Source organism: Palaeococcus sp. (in: euryarchaeotes), from assembly GCF_053987695.1.
The window spans coordinates 1-17,452 of record NZ_JBMXHE010000056.1 but is presented as its reverse complement, the minus strand read 5'-3'; the positions used below and the strand labels follow the sequence as shown (position 1 = coordinate 17,452).

The window sequence follows — 17,452 nt, the reverse complement described above, 5'->3', positions numbered from 1 at the left end:
GGGCGGGACATAGATCTTGTGGTGGATGGGGAGTGGCTTTATACCCTTCCTCTGGCTCTCATCTCTAAATTTTTTCGTTATTCATCGAAACGCTAAGTTTTTAAGCTGATTGAACATTTTCCAAATCATGTCAGTGATAGTGGGAGTCCTCTCAGCTCTAACGGCTGCCTTTGGATGGGCGCTTTCTTCTGTGCTGATCAAGATAGGGATGAGGAATAAAAAGGCTGTTAGTGTGAACATAATTCGCCTCTATGTGGTTTCCATTATCTATGCCATAGTTTTCCTATTCACAGGTGGCTTTAAGGAAATCGCATCCCTATCCTCCAAGCAGCTGCTGATAGCATTCATCTCCGGACAGTTTGGTTTCGTTATAGGGGACTATTTCTATCTCAACGCCTTGAAGATTACGGGGGTTTCACGCACGGTTCCTGTGACCTCTTCCTATCCTCTATGGACGATATTGTGGGCTTTTCTATTTCTGGGGAGAAGCATAAACGCTCAGATAATTGTGGGAGCATTTCTGGTCTTCCTTGCAATTTTGCTGGTTAGACAGACGGAAGAGGAGGAGAAAATTGATCCAAAAGGACTGATATTCGCAATTTTAGCCCCCATAAGCTGGAGTCTAGCCATAACAACGCTGGATTATTTATCTTCCCAGATATCCGCCATGACGCTGTCTGGAGTTAGGTTAATGATGGCTAGCCTCGGTGTAAGCCTTCTCATTCCTCAGTACTGGGGAGATATTAAAAGGTTCAATTTGCGGGAGTTCGGAGTGGTGAGTCTGGCTGCAATATTTGGTCTTTTTATAGGGCAGTATGCCTTTGTAACGTCCGTTGGAACTCTAGGCTCTCAAATAGCAACCCCCATAACCGCGGTTAATCCGATAATTGCCTCATATCTTGCTATTGCATTTTTGAAGGAACCTCCGAACAGGAAAATTATCTTAAGCTTGGTATCGGCTGTCGTTGGAATAATTCTCATAAGCCTTGCATAGCAAATGTTTTAAGGTCTTAACTCAACTTTTAACCGCCGACAGTGAGGGGACAATCGTCTCCTCATGGGCTTGGTAAAAACCGCATCCCCAACCAATGAAGGGATGTGCTCACGCCAAGCCCACAGGGCCGGTGCATCCACCCACGCGAAGGGTGAACGTGGGGCTCTGTTGCCGGCCTACAATTACTCGTTTTAAAAATTCAGAAAAGTGTAAAAAGAATTGAAAGTTCACAGGAGCATTCTCGCGTCTACAGCAACGGCATCATCTTCATAAGCAAAGATTGGATTAATGTCAAGCTCCTTAACTTCCGGAAGCTCGAGTGCAAGCTCTCCAACCTTTGTTATTATTTCTGCCAGAGCCTCGATGTTGGTTGGTTTCTCTCCCCTCGCACCTGCTAGGATTGGATAAGCTTTAATCTCCTTTATCATATCGAGGGCTTCCTGCTTTGAGATTGGAGCAACCCTGAAGCTGACGTCCTTGAGTATCTCGACGAAGATTCCACCAAGACCGAACATGATTGCTGGACCGAACTGTGGATCCCTTATCATACCGACGATAACTTCCTTTCCAAGTGGGAGCATCTTATAGACAATAACGCCCCACAAATCTGCATCTGGTTTGTAATTCTTGGCATTCTCCATAATCCTCTTAAAAGCCTCTCTTGCTTCTTCATCGTTCTTTATATTGACCTTAACACCACCGGCATCACTCTTGTGGATGATCTGTGGTGAAACTATCTTCATGACAACAGGATATCCTATTTCCCTAGCAAACTTAACTGCCTCTTCCTCGTTAGTAGCAACCTTAAAATCAGGTGTTGGGATACCATAGAGCTTCAAAATTTCCTTAGCCTCTGGCTCGACTAATGCCCTGCCCTCTGCCTTTGCCTTTTCGATGATTTGTCTTGCCTTTTCAATCCTTTCCATTTCTACCACCTCTAAGTTATTGGGATGCAATCTCAAGTATGTTTACAATGTTAAAAGTCTTTCCTTTTTGCATCCGATACTGTCGGGATAACAGAAGTTGTTCCACCGCAGTGTATTGATGTACGGATTAGAGCATCAAAAGTCTAAATTATCTCCCGCTAACTCCTGCCATAACATCCTGTTCATAACTTATGAGTGTTTTCTCTTTCAAGCCGCCAAATTGACAAAATGCCAAAAGATATTTAAAAGTTTTTGATATAGCTTCTAATGGTGGTCGAATGGACGGAAAAATCATCCATGATCCCCTTCATGGAAGCATGAAAATCAAGGGTCTAATACTCGAACTGGTTAAAACACCCGAATTTCAAAGGCTCAGGGGGATAAAACAGCTTGGTCTGGCGTACCTCGTCTTTCCAGGAGCAAATCACACACGTTTTGAGCATTCTCTGGGGACATATTATGTCTCCAAAAGATTGGGCGAAGAAGTCGAGCTTGATGAATATGAGAGAACGCTCCTTCAGGTGGGGGCACTTCTCCACGACATAGGCCATGGTCCCTTCTCTCACACCTTCGAACAGATATACAAGCATTATGTGAAAGAATACGACCACATGCACTTGGGGCAGAACCTCATACTGGGGAAAGTGGATATAATAGAGGGTGAAGTGGAAGACAGAAGGCTAATTCCGGAGATTCTCGATGAATATGGCATTGAACCCAAAGAAGTCGCGGATTTGGTTCTAGGGCACTATCATAAAAGATACCTCGGTCAGGCTATTCATGGGGATGTTGATGTTGATCAGCTTGACTATCTCATGAGGGATGCTCATTATACGGGAGTTGCCCATGGGATAGTGGATTTTGAGAGAATTTTAAAGACGCTTAAGATACATGAAGACGAACTCCTGGTTGATGAAAAGGGAGTCGAAGCGGTTGAGGGAATGATGGTGGCACGTTCCCTCATGTATTCGAGAGTCTATTTCCACCACACCGTTAAAATAGCCGAGGGGATGTTAACGAGGGCACTGGAGTTCGCCCTAGAGGAGGATCATCTCTGGGATTTCTGGAGGATGAACGACTGTCGTGTCCTTGTTGAGCTCGAGGACTTAGAAGGGTATCCAAGCGAGATAGTTAAACGCATCAAATACAGAGACCTCTTTAAAGGTGCTGTTCTTGCGAGTGCAGATGAGCTGAGTACCGAAGAGAAAAGGGAGTTCCTAAATGCCTACAGGAATATTAAGAAGAGGCAGGATATAGAGAGGAGGCTTGCCGATGCCGTTGGTGCAAGGGAAGGAGAAGTTATAATAGAGTTCTCGATAGCTGATTTAATGCTGAGCGAGCCGAGATTGAAGTCCACGGAGATAGGAGTATTGCTTCATGACGGTAACATTCAACCTTTGACAAAGGTTACACCTCTTGCAAACGCTTTAAAGAGAAGACAAACGCCAAGATGGGCAGTTTTAATAGCATCGCCCTCAAAGTATGTTGAGAAGATCAGAAGGATATGGAAAAAGGTTATCTTCGGTTGAAGACCTTCTTTTTTATCTCCTTTTTGAGGTCCTCAATCATCTCAATGAGCTCATCTGCATCTTTTATCTCTCCGAGGGTTTCTTTTGGGATTAGAGGCACCTCTCCAATGACCTCAGTTTTCGTCTTCTCTATGATAAAAACTCCATCACTCTGAATTACCTTGCTCACTTCATTGACCATCTGAGCTCTTTTTATCGTGGTGGCGGTTTTTTTGGAGTCTATCCCCGTCAGAATCTTCAGCTCCTCTTCTTTCGAAACCGCATTAAATGGAGCCTTCTTAATTTTTATAACCCCCATCCCTAGAGCCCTCAAACGCTCAAAAATTTCCCTCTCAAGCGGATTCTCCGGTTTCACGTCGAGTTTAGCCTCAACTTTGGCTGAGAGAATGTTTATTGGCTTCGCTATTGGCTCATCAAATATCTCTTCCAGGCGAAGGGCAACATCGAGACTCATTGCTTGCTCTCCCATCTCATAGTTTTGCAGGCTCTTCCTAGAAACCCCTATCATGCGTGCAAGTTCGCCGAGACTGTATCCCATCCTCTCTCTCAGATCCTTCAGGAGGTTCCCATCGACATTTACATAAAATCCTCCCCTCTCAGCAAAAATTGCGGGAAGCTCGTTCTCCACGAGAACATCATAGAGTGTCTGAGGGTTAAGAGAGTATATCCCAAAACGCTCGTAAATCACCCCCTCCTCGAGTTCACTGTTTTTGCTCCTAACACCAACGATCAAAGGAGTTGCCTGGAAGAATTTCGAGAGTCTCTTTAAATCCTCGGCTTGTTCTTTGCTTAAGGTATCTATATTCTGGAGGATTTTAATGAAGAGAAGCAAAAAGAGCCTACTGCCCACTAAATCAAAGCACGAACCCTTAAACTTCATGCGGGCGGTTTTAAATCCGGTTCCGTGAAGTATGCTCTCAACGATTCGGATCAATCTCGCTTTATCCATACCCATCATTTATAAATAATTCTAGAGAATTTAAAAATTTCCCTCCGCTAAACGATAGTGTTGGGATAAGAGAAATGCTTATGATAATGCTCGTGAAAGAAACTAGAACTACCTATTATCAAACAAGTCACAATTATCCTAACAGTATCCGCTAAGCTTATTACTTCAAACCTCCAAGTTAAATCGTGGTAATCATGCGTAGAGTGGTGATATTAAGTGGGGATACAATTTCTCTGGGTTTGCTCATGAAGGAGGATATCCCAAAGCTTTGGGAGTGGTTTAATGATAGAGATGTTAGAAGATTTCTAGTAAATCCTGGAGCAATATTCTATCTGGAGGATGAGTTTGAATGGTATGAAGAACTCAGAAGAAGCAAAGATAAAAATGTTGTCTTTGAAATCTTAAATGCTGCTACATCAGAGCTCATGGGAGTTATAGGACTCCATAGAATAAATTATAGAGATGGGAATGCAGAACTGGGATATTTCTTAGGGAAGACTTACTGGAGAAAAGGCTACACTAGTGAGGCTGTTGGCCTGATGCTTGAATACGCCTTCGAGCAGCTAAACCTTAGAAAGGTCTACGCCAGAGTTTATGAGCCAAATGTCGGTTCTCAAAAAGTTCTTGAGAAAAATGGCTTTAAACTCGTTGGAAAACTTAGAAAACACGTCTACATCCCCCAGTTCGGATATGTTGATGAGCTCTACTATGACATATTGAAGGAAGAGTGGAGGGGATAACCTTTTAACCTATGTCTCTCTTCTACGCCTTGATGATGATTCATATAGGCATTGATGACACAGACTCACCCAATGGAATGTGCACCACGTACCTGGGCGCTCTCCTTTACAGGGAAATTTCAAGGTTAGCGGAGCCTTTGGATCTTCCAAAACTTATTCGTCTGAATCCCAATATTCCCTACAAAACGAGAGGAAACGGGGCTGTTTCAATGACCTTCAATGCGAGGGAAGAAGACATCCCAAAGATAAAAGAACTTGTCTTAAATATGGTGGAATCACTTTCGGATTTTTCTCATAAGAACACAAACCCCGGTGTTGCCTTTCTTGAGGGAGAGATTCCAAAGGAGCTCACAGAATTCACTTACAAAGCCATAAGGGAGCATGTTGGCATTGAGGAAGCCGAGCATATTGGAGAGAAGGTTGGAGCCGAAATTCACAAGTTCAAGCTTGGTCGTGGCATAATTGGCGCTCTTGCCTCCATAGGACATCCACTAAAAGAGTTTACATATGAACTTCTAGCATACAGAGAACCTGAAAAATGGGGAACTGTCCGAAAAGTGGACATGGAGAGTGTTTTTAGAATGGACTCTCTCTTCTATCCCTTTACCCATGACAACATAGACCCATTCAAGGGGAGTGTTCTCATAACACCTCATGGCAAGGATCCCGTTCTGGTAGGCATTAGGGGAATCGATAGAAACAGGGTTATCTTGGCATTTGAGAGCGTGACATTCAATGAGCCCGTGGCTTTTTATCAGCTCTACAAGACCAATCAAAACACGGATGAACATCTCACTTTCAAGCGAATTGGAGAGCTTAAGCTCTACGATAGCGCAATTGTTAGAGGCATGATTTCTAAGGCATACTGGGAAAAGGGAAGACATGTTTTCTTCGAACTTGAAGACGGGACGGGAAGGATAAGAGTAGCCGCCTTTGAACCAACCAAGGGCTTTAGAAGGTACGTGAGGAAGCTCATTAAAGGCGATGAAATAATCGCTGCAGGAGGAATTAAAGAGCATGATGGAGTTTTAACACTTAACCTCGAGAAATTTTACCCCCTAACGCTTGCACCGAAGATTAAATACCAAAAGCCGAAATGTCCAAAATGCGGCGGTACCATGAAGAGCAAGGGAGATTATTTAAAATGCAAACGCTGCGGCTATAGGATGCCCAAGAAGCTTATCCCTATCGAAGTGCCGAGAGATTTAGAGAAAAAGATATACGAAGTTCCTCCCGATGCAAGGAAGCACCTATCAAGGCCACTGGTATTGCCTTTGGGAGAAGAGAAGATTCTGGATGTCTTCAACCTCTGAAAGAGCTTTCTTTTATAGGGACACTGCTGGATAATTAAACTAACACCAATGACGTGCTTGGCAACGGTATAGTTCTAGTCTCTTTTACGAGATCTTTTAATATGAAGCGAACTCCTTTTATACTCTCCCTCCCACTCTCTACAGGTGAGAAAATGGGGAATATAAAAAAGACGCTTTCGCTCTTTGCAATAATTCTTATGGTGGCATCCACCCTTGGATATGCCGGCTTTTCTTACTTTGCATCTTCAAAGGGACATAGCTACAGGGGAAAGCTCGAGCTCAAGCCACGTTCTGCCACATATTACGAGCTCCTGAGTGATTCGAACCTGAAAGGGACAATCTCAAGCTCCTCTCCAATAATCGTTTACATTTTGGATGATGAGGGTTTGGAGAAGCTCAAAACTGGAGAGTCCGGAACTCCATACAAATTTTGGAAAGGCCAGAGCATAGAGATAAATGAGAAAATCCCCAAGGGAAATTATTATCTGGTAATTATAAACACGGGCTATGCGGATGCTGAAGTTATGATATCACTCGAGAACAAAAGGTAGCCTTTATAAGCTCTTAAGTCCTTTTACCTCTGGTGGGGTCATGGAAGAGTTCATCAAGCGCGTGGACTTCAGTGATATGGAGAGAAAAGCCGCTATTAGAGAGAGTATAGAAAAGATAAACAGCAAAATCAGCAGCCTCCAAGTGGAAATTCAAAAAATCGAGGTCGTTAACCCCTGCCTTGTAATTCTTTCGATCACTTCTATCCTGATGGTCTTTACCCTTCACGATTCTAGGTCTCTCTGGTGGACATTTTTACCTTTTTTGGCTTCTCTATCCTTCAATCCCAGAGATGACCCTTATTTGAGCATGTATTCATGGAGTGCTCTCAGATCCCTCAGCTCTTTGATAATTCTAGCCGATTTGGTGGTGCTCTTCAACTTCCTTCAGTTCTCTACTAAAGCCATTGATCTCTTTATGTGGACTCTCTTTCTCCTTGTGCATGCTGGAGCGTTCATCCTCTCACTCAAAGCCTCCGATAGTGTTGAAATTCAAAGAAAACTTGGAAGAAGAACACACTTCATAATAACTCTTGCTTCGTTCATTCCAAGTCTCATTGCCATCCGCTTTAGGGTGAGCTACTATCCTCTCATAATCGGGATCGCTTACTCCATCCTTTACTTCCTCCTTCTGGAGCATCAGAGCAGAATTACGACCAAAGAAGAGCTTTTGAATGCTGTGGAAAGTCTTATAAATGCCAGAGAAAGAGGGGTTATGGATAATTTTGAGCCACGTTTCTTAGGCTTTACGGAAGTTAGGGTTTTGGGCATTTTTACCATCCTGGTTCCTAGGTAAAAGGCTTTGTTTAACCAAGCTTTTTTATTTGCATTTCCTATTTATTATAGGTGGTGATATGGGATTCTTAAAGGTTGTTCATCTGGAGGAAGCTCTTAATGTAATTGCTTCATTTAACTTGGAACCTCAAATAGAAGAGGTAGCACTTGAGAATGCCCTAGGAAGGATTCTAGCGGAAGATGTGGAAGCACCTATAGATGTTCCTCCCTTTGACAGGGCAACGGTTGATGGATATGCTTTAAAGAGCGATGACACATGGGGGGCAAATGAGAGTGAACCGGTTCGTTTAAAGCTTGTAGGACAGATAAATGCGGGGGACATCCCAAGTTTCAAGCTCAAGAAGGGAGAAGCAGTGGGGATCTCAACTGGAGCTCCATTGCCGGAAGGAGCCGATGCCGTTGCAATGCTTGAGGAAGTCGATGTTGAGGGAGACGAGGTTCTTATTTACAAGCCATACTATCCTCAAGCTGGGGTTATGAAGGCTGGGAGCGATATCCCAAAGGGCAAAAAAGTTCTGGAGGCTCCAAAAAAGCTCACATTCAAGGATACCGCCCTCCTATCGGCGCTGGGCTTTCAAAGGGTTAAAGTTTTCAGGAAGCCGAAAGTGGCAATTGTAAGCACAGGAAACGAGGTTATTCTCCCCGGAGAAGCCTTGGATAAAGGGAAGATTTATGATATAAATGGGAGAGCCATAAGCGATGCCATAAGGGAAATTGGGGGAGAGGCCTTCTTTTTGGGGATAGCGAGGGATGATGAGGAGAGCCTCAGAGAAAAAATCTTTGAAGGGCTCAAATGTGATATGATAATACTATCCGGAGGGGCTTCCGCAGGTGTCAGGGATTTAACGAGCTCCATAATAGAGGAGCATGGAGAAGTCTACGTGCATGGCATAGCAATACAACCGGGAAAGCCTACTATAATAGGACAGATAGATGGAAAGCCCGTATTCGGACTCCCCGGATATCCCACTTCATGCCTCACTAATTTCACCCTCCTGATAGCCCCACTCTTAAGAAGGTTGCTGGGACTGAAGGAGGAGCCCAATAAGGTGAAGAAAAAACTTGCACATAAAATTTTCTCGGTTAAAGGAAGACGTCAGTTCCTTCCTGTGAGGGTTGAAGGAGAAAAAGCCATACCAATTTTAAAGGGCAGCGGTGCCGTGACGAGCTTCGTGGATGCCGATGGGTTTATAGAGATTCCCGAGACGGTTGAGATATTGGAGGAAGGAGAAGAGGTGGAGGTCTTCACCTTCTGAGGTGGTGGTATGAGGATAGCTGCAATTACAGACATTCACGGGAAGGTCGGGAAGGCTGAGAAGCTCGTGGAGAGGCTTGAGGAGGAAGATTTTGACCTCCTTCTGATAGCTGGCGATATAACCAATTTTCAGGGGAGAGGAAAAGCCTCTGAGATACTTGACATCTTAGAGAGAGTGGGAAAACCCATGTTCTCAATAATGGGGAACTGTGATGGTAGGGATGTTCTGGATCTGCTGGAGGAGAAGGGGATATCCCTTCATGATAAGAGGGTGGAGTTCGGTGGAATGGGGTTTGTTGGATTTGGAGGGTCAAACAAGACGCCCTTCTCCACAATATGGGAGTTCGATGATAGAGAGCTTCTGAAGAGCCTGATGAGAAACTACAGGGAAGGTGATGTGCTCTTAGTTCACACCCCTCCCTATGGAACGAAGGTGGATAGAATATATACCGGGAGGCACGTTGGGAGCAAAGGTCTCCGGAGGTTTATAGAGGAGAAGCAACCGCCCCTGGTTATATGTGGGCACATACATGAGGCGAGGGGGGTGGATGAGATAGGAAGAACACTCGTGGTGAATCCCGGTCCTCTCTTTAGGAGTTATTATGCCATGATTTACCTAGATGAAGCTGGAGAGATCGAGATAAGCCTTGAAAGGGTGTGAGAGGGCTTCCATGAGCAGCTCATATGAGGATGGACCCCGGGAAGAACGCCCAAAAGCTTAGAGAAGCATACAAAAAGGTAAATCGGGGCAGGGGGAGAGTGCTCTATTCTCTGATTTCCTCCACATCCCCATTCCCCGGGGGTAGAATGGCCATCAAGTCCTCTTCGCTCACCTTGTAGCCCCACTTCTCCAGAATATGTTTGAGCTTCTTCACAAGCTCGCTCTTCTTCAGGCGGCCGGGCCTTATCACAATATAGCGGTTCGTGTGGGCTTTTACGGCATCAACGGGCCCGCACATCGGCAATTCCTCATCTTCATATTTCACTATCCCAACGGCGAGCTTTAGGGGAAGTCCGTGCATCCAATTTCTCTTGCCGTATACCATAAAGGCTCCTTTACCCAAATACTCGCCGCTCGGCGCTTGCTTTGTTACTTGGCTCGGGTCTGCATAATAGGCATCTTCGCTGAACACTCCCCTCGACCATGCCTTTGACATTGAAACAGCAAACTGGCAGGCCTCAAAAAGCGTTTTTTCGCTCGCTTTCTTCCCTTCTTTAATAACCACATGGGGAGCACCGTAAACGTCGGCGTGACAGTACCAGTCGTTTTCGCTCATGTATTTTTTAACCACCATCTCGTTGGTCGTGGCATCTTTTCCACCTATCACCAAAAAGCCTTCGCTGCTTATGAACCAGCGAAACTTCTCGAACCACTTCTTCTTTCTCCTTTCGAGCTTCTTGACGTTTATCTCCTTCTTAAGCTCCTCCTCTATGAGCTTCTCGACCTCCTGAACCTTCTTGAGCGTCTTCTTGTATGCCTCTTTGGCACCTTCAAGCTTGTGCTTTGCTTTTTTAGCCTTTTCGTAGTAGAGCTCCGCATTTTCCCCTATGCTCCTGTCGAGATAGAGCGTGATTTTTTGACCATTGAGCTCTATAGTTACGGCCTTGTCCTTTGGGTTGGTGGACTTCACCATCTGGGCCACTTTGTTGCCCGCCTTCTTTCCCTCTTCTATTCTGCGCTTAAACTCATCCCAGCCGAGCTTTTCAACGGCTTTTTTAAACTCGTCCAGAAGGCGCTCAACGAGCATGAAGTTTGCATATATTAAGTCCCCAAGGGCTTGGTTTTTCTCAGCCTGTGCCTCAAAGCCCTTCATCATCTCCTCCTGGCGCTTGAGCGTGTGCAGAAGGGAGCGCTTCTTGTCCTCAAGCCTCTTTGTGAGCTCTTTCTTTGCCTCATCAACGGTGATTTTTCCAAAGTATTCATCCAGTGCCTCGCTGAACGTCTCAAAGTACTTCTTTTCCAGGCTTTCATACTGCTTCAGCTCGATTGGGATGACATCAAAGAGCTCACCATCTTTGTAGACCATCTGGGCTTTTTTGGGGGCGTTGAACACCTCTTTCATCTTCTCAAAGATGAGTTTGAGCTCCTCCTCGCTCAGCTCTTTGGCCGTTCTCGTCTTCTCAATTCCAGCCCTGAGGAGAATCTCTTCTGCAAAGAAGCCACCCATGTTGAACTTTCTGGCGAGGGCCCTTACTACCTCCACCTCTTCTTCGAGGAGCAGCTCCTTAAAGCGCTCCCACTCCACATCCACGGGACTCTCCCTCGCCGGAGGAAGCTTGTACTCGTGTCCGGGCTTTATAGCTCTATCCTTGAACTCCTCATACCTCAAAGCTCCCAAAATTTTGCTCTCACCATCAATTAAAACAACGTTTCCCCTCTTAAAGAGCTCCGCTATGAGTGTGTACTCACCAACCTTGAGCTTAACAATCCTATCGAAGTCGTACTGCTCTATTCCATCTAAGAAGCGGCCGCTCAGGTGCTTTCTTAAAAGCATCGCGAACGATGAAGGGGAAGGGCTCTCCTTGATGTATGTCGTTAGATGAACCCTCTTGCCGGCTTGAATGAGCAAATCTTTTCTCCCCTTGCCTGCCTTGTGGAGTTTAACCCTTAAAATGTTTCCATCGTGATAGATCTTATCAATCCTCGCACCTACGAGCGACTGCAGCTCTTCCACGATGTATTTTATGTCAACGCTACTCATCTCGGTCTTCATTTATCTCACCCAACAGGAACTTCCATAAAGGAGTATATTTTATCCTTTTGCCCTCGACCTCTTCAACCCCTTCCGTTCTTTCCGTTACTATTAACCCTTCTCTCAGGTCAAACTCTCTCAAAGCCTCTAAAAGCGCCGAGATTTCTCTTTTTTTGCTTTTCTCAATGTCCCAGCTTACCTGAATAGCTTCTTTTATCTCCAGGCCATGTTTTACTATGAAATCCACCTCCCCTTTTCCTTTGTAGTAAAACACACTGTCCTTGCCATGGCGTTTTATTAAATGGATAGCCACCAAGTTCTCGGCCAGCCTCCCAAGGTTTTCGCTGAACCTAAGGGCCACGGCATTTATTATCCCTGTATCTATGATGTAAAGCTTTTTTGGATGCCTCCTAACCTCTTTTATTTTGTGTGAAAACGGCGGCACCCTGAATGCGAGATAAACTTCTTCAAGGGCATCCAAAACAGCGTCAACAAAGTTTGGGGAGACGTTTCTCTTCAGTATGCCTGAGACCTCGTTTTTAAGTCTCGTGGCGCTCGTCAGTGATGCGAACCTGTTTACTGCAAGCTCGGCTATGAGCTTCACAGCATTTGCGTCTCTAAAGCCTCCCCTGTAGGCGACGTCTCTTAAGACAATGCCCTCAAAAAGTTCTTTTATTATTTCCCGCTTTAATAGCTCATCTCTGCTGAGGACAACTTGAGGGAATCCTCCGAACTCCAAGTACTCAAGGAGTGCCTTTTCAATTTTGCTTTTTTCCACCATCATAGTGAGATAATCTTCTGTAGTTATCCCTTTGAAAGTCAGGAACTCCTTGAAATCAAGCGGGAACACCTCAACTGTTAGAGTTCTCCCCGTTAGAACTGTCGCAAGTTCTCTTTTAATTATCCGCGAAGTCGAACCGGTGACGAGTATCTTAACCCTCTCCTTTTCCATCGTTGCCCTTACCCACTTCTCCCAATTGGGTACGTTTTGAACCTCGTCCAGCACTATTACTGCGGAGTCCCCTCTGCTTACATACACTTTAAATGCGCGGTATATCTCCTCCAAGAGCTCTGTGCTGAGATATGCGTGAAATTTTGGGTCTTCCAGGTTGACATAAAGGGTATCCCTTGGATCTGTACCATCTTCGATTGCTTTTTTAATGAACTGCTTTGCTATCGTTGTTTTACCGGCGCGTCTGACTCCCACAACTGAAAGAATAAAATCATTTGCATTTTTAAAGTGTTCCAGCTTGCTTAGATATTCCTCCCTATCTATCCCAACATCCCGCTCCCGGTTCCAGAAGTTGTAGGGAGCAAGTGCCTCTATTATTTCTTCTCTCTTTAGCATAAACCCTCACCAAGTGAATATCACATTTAGAGGTTTTATATTTTACGGAATATAAATTATCTGAAATTTCATATTTTATAGAATATAAATTTAGTCGAGATTTATATTCCACAGAATATAAAATGAAAAATGGCTTCACTTCTTCTTGATGAAGTCAAAGAGCGTGGCCTGCTTTGGCTTCTTTTCTTCTTTTGCTGTTTCTTCACTTTTTTCCTCTTCTTTGGGCTTTTCTTCCTCAATTTCCTTTTTGGGCTCTTTCTTTTCTACGGTCTCTTGGGTTTCCTCGACTTCTTTGACTTTTTCTTGCTCTTTTTCCTCAACTTTCTCTGCTTTTACTTCTTTTTTACTCTCTACCTCCTCTCCCGGCTCGGTTTTTTTGAGCTCTTTGTGTATTGTCATCATCTTGCCCTTTATGCTCTTAGCTTTTTCCGCATCTCCAGTTAAAAACTCGATTTCCTTATCTCCGAGCTCAAGGAATACCGCCAGATGTGCGGCTTTTTCAGGATTGTACATGAAAATCCCTTTGAAGATCGCCATGGTCTCTATCGCCTCGAGTTTGCTCATGTGCATCCCTTTCATTATCTTCTTAAGAATTGAGTCCCGTATTCCACGCTCTTCTTTGGAATCACGGAGCATCTTGAGGGTCTTTGGGGGATAAAACCTCAAGAAACCCTTTTTCTTGGTTCCAGCAACTGCTACACCTGCGGTCATCATATCGAGGGCATATTTCCATAGTCCATAGGCTCCCGTGGTATTTGCTCTCCCGAAGTATATATCGGCCCTGCTTATGGCTTCATAAGCTTGAGCTATCTCTTGGGGATTTGTGTAAACATAAGGAATGTTCTCATCAATCCATAAGAGAAGTTCATCCGGGGTTTTATCCACATTCCATGTTGCAGCACGTGCTTTTTTTGTGCTATCCGTTGCAAATATGCTTCCCAAAGCTTGAAAGACGCTCTTTTCCACATCCCTATATGCAAGCAGTGCCTCTGCATCTCCCGGGCTGAAAGCCACGGTCTCCAAGTCATTTATAGCCGCCCTTAAATCCCCATTTGCCCTTTGTGCTATCATCTTGATAATTTGAGGGGGCACCTCCAGATTTTCGGCTCTAACAATTTTCCATAAAGCGCTCATTATATCCCTTTGGGTGAGCTTTTTGTACTCTATGAGCTCAGCTTTGTTCCTCAAAGCCTGAGGAACCTGCCAGTATCTATTTGCCGCCATTATTATTGGATTTCTTGCTTTTGAAATTAGTTTTGCAAGCTCCGTTGCACCGCTTGGCTCTATATTATCCACCTCATCCAGAAAAATGAGCTTTCTCCTCCTTCCAAATACGTCCATGGTATAGGCAGCTTGGATATATCTGCTCACCTTTTCGTAGGTTCTCTCATCACTTGCATTGAGCTCTATAACTTCAAAGTGATATTCATTTGCAAGGGCATATGCCGTAGCTGTTTTCCCAATTCCAGGGGGACCATATAAAAGGAGGGCTTTTTTCTTTGGTCTACCCTCTATCCATTCTTCCATCCATGATCTAACTTTTGGTAGAGCTTTTTCCTGATTAATCAAATCCCTTAAACGTCTTGGACGGTACTTCTCTATCCATGGTAGCATTTCGCTCACCTAATTATTTCCCGAGGATTGTAAACTGGGCTAGAAGCGCCTCGAGCTGGATCATCTCATGTGCTCCTTCAACAAGCCTGAAGTTGTACTCCCCAATTTTATCCGCGAGCTTGACCTTCTTGGGCTCGCTTATCGGCAGGTTAAACACCTCTTTATGCATCTGGATTATAACATCCTCACCACTCAAACCCTGCTTGAGGAGAATCTCCCTGAGCTTGTCCCTCGCCTTGAGGAAGTTACCCTCCAAAGCATGCACCATCATTTCCCTGACATCCTCTGGTCTGGCTCTGCTCGCGACCGTAAAGACATTTTCATCCGTGATGATGATATCTAAGGCAGCGGCGGCTTGTAGGACATTTATTGCCCTCCTCATATCCCCTTCGGCAACATATAAGAGCGCTTGGAGACCTTCCTCAGTAAGTTCAAGCCCTTCGTTCTCAGCTATCTGCATAAGGCGCTTCGCGACATCCTCATCCCTTAGAGGTCTGAATCTAAATATAGCACATCTGCTCTGTATCGGCTCGATGATCTTTGACGAATAATTGCAGCTTAAGATAAAGCGAACGTTGTTCGAGAACATCTCCATTGTTCTTCTTAAGGCCTGCTGGGCGTCCTGGGTTAGGGCATCACTCTCATCGAGAAAAATTATTTTAAAGCCTGCTCCTCCAATTGGCTTGGTACGAGCAAACTCTTTTACCTTCTCCCGGATGACGTTTATACCACGTTCATCCGATGCATTAAGTTCAAGGAAATTCTGCCTCCAGTGCTCTCCATAGAGCTCCTTCGAAAGGGCAAGAGCGGCAGTCGTCTTCCCAACACCCGGAGGCCCAGCAAATAAAAGATGGGGCATGGAACCGGTTTTAACATAATGCTGGAGTCTCCTAACTATATGGTTCTGACCTACTATATCTCTAAGCTTTCCAGGTCTGTACTTCTCAACCCACGGTTTTTCAAGGATTTTAACCTCTTTAACTTCACTCATGAACATCACCCTTATCTAATACATTTAACATGCTTTTCATGTATAATAATCTTGCGTGACAATCCTCCGGCAATTACCGAATTCTTTTTATGTTTTCGGGACGTAGAATATCATTGGTGGTTCTATGAACGTGTTGATCTTCGGTCCTCCCGGAAGCGGGAAAACCACGCATTCCAAAAGAATGCTCGAAAAATACGGGCTCTTTTATATCTCCTCAGGGGATATAATCCGGAATGAAATAGCAAATCAAACCGAGCTCGGCAAAGAGATGAATAAGTTCCTGTCCAAGGGCGATTTAATACCAGACAGTGTTGTAAATGTGCTCGTTTTGGGCAAACTCAGAAGAGTTAGGAATGATTTTATTATGGATGGCTATCCAAGAAGTGCAGAACAGGTTCTAGCACTGGAGAATTACCTCTACGACCATGGAATCAAACTCGATCTGGCGTTGGATATATTCATCCCAAAAAATGTCAGCATAGAGAGAATAAGCGGGAGGAGAATATGTTCAAAATGCGGTGCGGTGTATCACGTGAAGTACAATCCTCCAAAAACTCCGGGAAGGTGCGATATCTGCGGTGCGGAGCTTATTCAAAGGGAGGATGACAAGCCCCAGATAGTCGCAAAGAGGTATGACATCTACAGTAAAAACATGAGCCCAATAATAAAGTTTTACAGAAAACAGGGAATTTACGTCAAGATAAAGGGAGATGGAGGGGTTGACGATGTCTGGGAAAGGATTAGACCCTTAACGGACTTTATACACAACAGGGAGGAGAAGAGAAAGGAGCATGAACTCTAACATTTGAGGTGTATAAAGTGCTCGGAAGCGAGATGCTCGGAAGCGAGATTTATTTAAAGGGGCGCTTTTGGGAGGTGGATTTCGCAAGGGGTATTGGGATTACCATGATGGTTGTGTCAAACTTTGTCACAGACCTTCAGTATTTTCTGGGCTATGGTGAACATCCATTCTTTTGGCATGTCTTTCCCTATACAACCGCTTCAATCTTTGTTTTTATCTCGGGGCTCTCTTTCTGGATAAGCTACTCAAGAAGTGTCAAAAAGAATTCCCGACCCTATAAAAAGTATTTTTTGAGATTTGGAAAGTTGTTCGGGCTGGGCTTGCTGATAACCCTAACCACGTATGTTCTCCTAAGAGATGGGACGATATACTTTGGAGTTCTGCACTTCCTTGGAGTGGCGAGCATTCTGGCGATCCCATTCTACCGCTTTGGAGTGAGAAATGGCATCTTTGGAGTGCTTTTTATTCTTGGAGCTTCGCTGATCTCGGGAATTCATGTGAATTCACTCATTCTCCTGCCGTTCGGGATAACACCTCAAAATTTCTTCACTCTGGATTACTTTCCCATCTTTCCGTGGTTTGGGGTGTATCTCCTTGGTCTAGCCCTTGGGGCCTTTGTATATCCTCGGGGGGAGAGAAGATTTGAGATGAACTTTCCAAAGATTATTCCAATCGAGTTTATATGCTTCGCCGGGAGAAACACTCTGAAGATTTACATCCTCCACCAGCCAATTCTGGTTGGGCTTTTATTCCTCATATATGAGGGCCTTCCGAATCTTGCGCTTCCTTTCTTATAAAACGCTTTTTTGTAAAAAAAGAAAATCAAAGTGCATCCTCAACGGTAGCACTTTTATACATTCCCCCCTTTTCAAAGCCTCCTTTGAAGACCTCCTTTATCCCAAAGGATATTAGGAACAGGAGGAAAAATACTGCCGCTGAGCTGCTGAAGAGGACT

The 17,452-nt window shown here is 44.5% G+C and carries 16 protein-coding genes; 10 read left to right on the top strand and 6 right to left on the bottom strand.

Annotation, left to right across the window (positions count from 1 at the left end; all coding sequences use genetic code 11):
* The first annotated feature begins 127 nt into the window (after positions 1-127).
* A complete protein-coding gene (locus ACXJGZ_RS04350) occupies positions 128-994 on the top strand; it encodes a DMT family transporter (protein ID WP_456326480.1) in 867 nt (288 codons plus the stop codon).
* A 227-nt stretch (positions 995-1,221) separates the two neighbouring features.
* Here the strand turns inward: ACXJGZ_RS04350 and ACXJGZ_RS04345 are convergent, their stop codons facing one another.
* Positions 1,222-1,920 carry an acetate--CoA ligase family protein gene (locus ACXJGZ_RS04345; RefSeq protein ID WP_456320886.1) on the bottom strand — a complete coding sequence of 233 codons (699 nt, stop codon included), beginning with the start codon at positions 1,918-1,920 and terminating at the stop codon, positions 1,222-1,224.
* Between the two features lie 278 nt (positions 1,921-2,198).
* Here ACXJGZ_RS04345 and ACXJGZ_RS04340 point away from each other — a divergent pair, with 278 nt between their 5' ends.
* Positions 2,199-3,449 (top strand): HD domain-containing protein, encoded by a 1,251-nt coding sequence (locus tag ACXJGZ_RS04340; RefSeq protein ID WP_456398371.1) that lies wholly within the window; start codon positions 2,199-2,201, stop codon positions 3,447-3,449.
* Here ACXJGZ_RS04340 and ACXJGZ_RS04335 read toward each other — a convergent pair.
* On the bottom strand, positions 3,436-4,398 hold the full coding sequence (locus tag ACXJGZ_RS04335; RefSeq protein ID WP_456320892.1) for a transcriptional regulator: 963 nt from the start codon (positions 4,396-4,398) through the stop codon (positions 3,436-3,438). The two genes, ACXJGZ_RS04340 and ACXJGZ_RS04335, sit on opposite strands and share 14 nt — an antisense overlap.
* 194 nt (positions 4,399-4,592) lie before the next feature.
* Here ACXJGZ_RS04335 and ACXJGZ_RS04330 point away from each other — a divergent pair, with 194 nt between their 5' ends.
* The 6 genes from ACXJGZ_RS04330 (at position 4,593) to ACXJGZ_RS04305 (ending at position 9,710) form a co-directional block, all read left to right on the top strand.
* Positions 4,593-5,138, top strand: a complete 546-nt coding sequence (locus ACXJGZ_RS04330; protein WP_456326481.1) for a GNAT family N-acetyltransferase — start codon at positions 4,593-4,595, stop codon at positions 5,136-5,138.
* Positions 5,139-5,170: 32 nt separating this feature from the next.
* Complete coding sequence (gene tiaS / locus ACXJGZ_RS04325) at positions 5,171-6,451, top strand: tRNA(Ile2) 2-agmatinylcytidine synthetase TiaS (RefSeq protein WP_456326478.1); 1,281 nt, start codon at positions 5,171-5,173, stop codon at positions 6,449-6,451.
* A gap of 152 nt (positions 6,452-6,603) precedes the next feature.
* On the top strand, positions 6,604-7,002 hold the full coding sequence (locus ACXJGZ_RS04320; protein WP_456398370.1) for a hypothetical protein: 399 nt from the start codon (positions 6,604-6,606) through the stop codon (positions 7,000-7,002).
* 40 nt (positions 7,003-7,042) lie between these two features.
* Positions 7,043-7,795 (top strand): hypothetical protein, encoded by a 753-nt coding sequence (locus tag ACXJGZ_RS04315; RefSeq protein WP_456398369.1) that lies wholly within the window; start codon positions 7,043-7,045, stop codon positions 7,793-7,795.
* 58 nt (positions 7,796-7,853) lie between these two features.
* Positions 7,854-9,050 (top strand): molybdenum cofactor synthesis domain-containing protein, encoded by a 1,197-nt coding sequence (locus tag ACXJGZ_RS04310; RefSeq protein WP_456398368.1) that lies wholly within the window; start codon positions 7,854-7,856, stop codon positions 9,048-9,050.
* 9 nt (positions 9,051-9,059) lie between these two features.
* The gene (locus ACXJGZ_RS04305) at positions 9,060-9,710 is read left to right on the top strand and encodes a metallophosphoesterase (RefSeq protein WP_456320880.1); all 651 of its coding nucleotides are present in this window, start codon (positions 9,060-9,062) and stop codon (positions 9,708-9,710) included.
* Between the two features lie 103 nt (positions 9,711-9,813).
* Here the strand turns inward: ACXJGZ_RS04305 and rqcH are convergent, their stop codons facing one another.
* From rqcH to ACXJGZ_RS04285, 4 genes are all read right to left on the bottom strand, one after another.
* The gene (gene rqcH, locus ACXJGZ_RS04300; protein WP_456398367.1) at positions 9,814-11,763 is read right to left on the bottom strand and encodes a ribosome rescue protein RqcH; all 1,950 of its coding nucleotides are present in this window, start codon (positions 11,761-11,763) and stop codon (positions 9,814-9,816) included.
* Entirely contained in the window at positions 11,744-13,090 is a 1,347-nt protein-coding gene (locus ACXJGZ_RS04295; protein ID WP_456398366.1) for an ATP-binding protein, read from the bottom strand. Before ACXJGZ_RS04295 ends, rqcH begins: the two co-directional genes overlap by 20 nt.
* 135 nt (positions 13,091-13,225) lie before the next feature.
* Positions 13,226-14,704, bottom strand: coding sequence for a replication factor C large subunit (locus ACXJGZ_RS04290; protein WP_456398365.1), 1,479 nt, complete (start codon positions 14,702-14,704; stop codon positions 13,226-13,228).
* A gap of 13 nt (positions 14,705-14,717) precedes the next feature.
* On the bottom strand, positions 14,718-15,695 hold the full coding sequence (locus ACXJGZ_RS04285; RefSeq protein ID WP_456320876.1) for a replication factor C small subunit: 978 nt from the start codon (positions 15,693-15,695) through the stop codon (positions 14,718-14,720).
* Positions 15,696-15,819: 124 nt separating this feature from the next.
* Between ACXJGZ_RS04285 and ACXJGZ_RS04280 the strand changes: the two genes are divergently transcribed.
* Positions 15,820-16,497, top strand: coding sequence for an adenylate kinase (locus ACXJGZ_RS04280; RefSeq protein WP_293255997.1), 678 nt, complete (start codon positions 15,820-15,822; stop codon positions 16,495-16,497).
* A gap of 32 nt (positions 16,498-16,529) precedes the next feature.
* Positions 16,530-17,294 carry a heparan-alpha-glucosaminide N-acetyltransferase gene (locus ACXJGZ_RS04275; protein ID WP_456398372.1) on the top strand — a complete coding sequence of 255 codons (765 nt, stop codon included), beginning with the start codon at positions 16,530-16,532 and terminating at the stop codon, positions 17,292-17,294.
* The last annotated feature ends 158 nt before the right edge of the window (positions 17,295-17,452 follow it).